The sequence below is a fragment of the Marinobacter flavimaris genome, from assembly GCF_002933295.1.
Classification (GTDB): Bacteria; Pseudomonadota; Gammaproteobacteria; order Pseudomonadales; family Oleiphilaceae; genus Marinobacter; species Marinobacter flavimaris.
In genome coordinates, this window is the sequence record NZ_PSSW01000044.1 from 1 (window position 1) to 706 (window position 706).

General features: G+C 62.5%; 1 protein-coding gene. It reads right to left on the reverse strand.

Annotation, left to right across the window (positions count from 1 at the left end; genetic code table 11):
• Positions 1 to 706, reverse strand: a 706-nt coding sequence (locus MDHKLMBL_RS20665; protein WP_500684321.1) for a carbamoyl phosphate synthase preATP-grasp domain-containing protein, incomplete at both ends; no start/stop codon positions are given.

Consider the following 706-nt stretch of genomic DNA (forward strand, 5'->3'; position numbering starts at 1 on the left):
CTTCTTGACGGCATCGCGCATTTCGTCCTGAACCTGCTGGGACAGGGTGTACGGCGGCAGTGAACAGGCGGAGTCACCGGAGTGAACGCCGGCCTGCTCAATGTGCTGCATGATGCCACCAATGACCACGTCTTTACCGTCGGAGATGGCGTCGATGTCCACCTCGATGGCGGCGTTCAGGAAGTGGTCCAGCAGCACCGGGCTGTCGTTGGAGACCAGCACTGCGTTGCGCATGTAGCGCACCAGCTCTTCCTCGTCGTAGACGATTTCCATGGCACGACCGCCCAGCACGTAAGACGGACGCACCACCAGCGGGTAGCCAATTTCCCGGGCCGCCAGAATGCCTTCCTCATGGCTGCGCACGGTAGCGTTTTCCGGCTGCTTCAGGCCCAGGCGGGTGATCATCTGCTGGAACCGTTCCCGGTCCTCGGCACGGTCAATGGCGTCCGGGCTGGTGCCGATGATCGGCACGCCGGCCGCTTCCAGGCCACGGGCCAGTTTCAGCGGGGTCTGGCCGCCGTACTGCACAATCACGCCCTTGGGCTTCTCGACGTGAATGATTTCCAGCACGTCTTCCAGGGTGATCGGCTCGAAGTACAACCGGTCGGAGGTGTCGTAGTCGGTGGACACGGTCTCCGGGTTGCAGTTGATCATGATGGTTTCGTAGCCGTCTTCACGCATGGCCAGGGCCGCGTGCACACAGCAG